The following is a 1834-nucleotide window of genomic DNA, read 5'->3' as shown; positions in this document are numbered from 1 at the left end:
ATGACACGCTGAATGGCGGGGCAGGCGCCGACACGCTGATCGGCGGTGCGGGCGACGACACCTATATCGTCGACATTGCCGGCGACAGCGTTGCCGAAAACGCCGCCGCAGGAACCGACACGGTTCGCACGACCCTGGCAAGCTATACGCTTGACGTCAATGTCGAGAACCTCACCTATATCGGAATCGGAACGGCAGCCTTTGCCGGCACCGGCAACGATCTCGACAATGTAATCACAGGGGCGGCTGCCATCGATACGCTGTCAGGCGGCGACGGCAACGATACGCTGAATGGCGGGGCAGGCGCCGACACGATGATCGGCGGTGCGGGCGACGACACCTATATCGTCGACAATGTCGGCGACAGCGTTGCCGAGAACGCCGATGAAGGAACCGACACGGTCAAGACCGTGCTGGCAAGCTATACGCTTGGCGCCAATGTCGAGAACCTCACCTATATCGGAACGGCAGCCTTTGCCGGGACAGGCAACAGCCTTGCCAACACGATTACTGGTGGTGTCGGCAACGACACGCTGAATGGTGCGGCTGGCGCCGACACGATGATCGGCGGAGCGGGCGACGACACCTATATCGTCGACAATGCCGGCGACAGCGTTGCCGAGAACGCCGCTGCGGGAACCGACACGGTCAAGACCGTGCTGGCAAACTATATGCTCGGCAGCAATGTCGAGAAGCTGAGCTACACGGGATCCGCCGACTTCACCGGCACCGGCAATGCGCTCGCCAACACGATCACCGGCGGCGCTGGCAACGATCTGCTGGACGGCGGCGCCGGCAATGACACGCTGAACGGCGGAGCGGGCAACGACATCTATGTGGTCGACAGTGCGAGCGACGTCGTCACAGAGTTGGCCAGTGCCGGCACCGACGAAATCCGCACGTCGCTTGCAGCCTACTCGATCGCTGCACTGATCAATGTCGAGAACCTGAGCTACACGGGATCGGCCAACTTCACCGGCACCGGCAATGCGTTGGCCAACACGATCACCGGCGGCGCCGGCAACGATGTGCTGAATGGCGGGGCAGGTGCCGATAGCTTGATCGGCGGTGCGGGCGACGACACCTATATCGTCGACAATGCCGGCGACAGCGTTGCCGAAAACGCCGCCGCGGGAACCGACACGGTCAAGACCGTGCTGGCAAGCTATACGCTTGGCGCCAATGTCGAGAACCTCACCTATATCGGAACGGCAGCCTTTGCCGGCACCGGCAACGATCACGACAATGTAATCACAGGGGCGGCTGCCGCTGATACGCTGTCAGGCGGCGACGGCAATGACATGCTGAATGGCGGGGCAGGCGCCGACACGATGATCGGCGGGGCGGGCGACGACACCTATATCGTCGACAATGCCGGTGACAGCGTTGCCGAGAATGCCGCCGCGGGAACCGACACGGTTCGCACGATACTGGCCGCCTACACACTGGGAGCCAATGTCGAGAACCTCACCTATGCAGGAACGGCAGCCTTTGTCGGGACAGGCAATAGCCTTGCCAACACGATCACTGGTGGTATCGGCAACGACACGCTGAATGGCGGGGCTGGTGCCGATAGCTTGATCGGCGGAGCGGGCAGCGACATCTATATCGTCGATGATCTGGCCGACGTGGTCACCGAAGGGGCGAATGAAGGGACCGATCTGATCAGGACGGTGCTTTCTTCCTATGCCTTGACCAATATTGCCAATGTCGAAAACCTGGCTTTCATCGGCGCCGGCGATTTTATCGGCACCGGCAATGCGCTCGCCAACACGATCATCGGCGGCGCCGGCAACGATCTGCTGGACGGCGGCGCCGGCAATGACACGCTGAA

Annotated in this window: 1 protein-coding gene; it reads left to right on the top strand. The window is 61.9% G+C overall.

Going from position 1 to position 1834, the window contains the following annotated elements:
- A partial coding sequence (locus V8P77_RS34635) for a beta strand repeat-containing protein (protein WP_335916753.1) occupies positions 1–1834 on the top strand: 1834 nt, incomplete at both ends.

This window comes from Rhizobium aouanii, from assembly GCF_037002925.1.
GTDB classification, from domain to species: Bacteria; Pseudomonadota; Alphaproteobacteria; order Rhizobiales; family Rhizobiaceae; genus Rhizobium; species Rhizobium aouanii.
The sequence above is the reverse complement of the archived record's forward strand: the minus strand, read 5'-3'. Positions and strand labels throughout refer to the sequence as shown.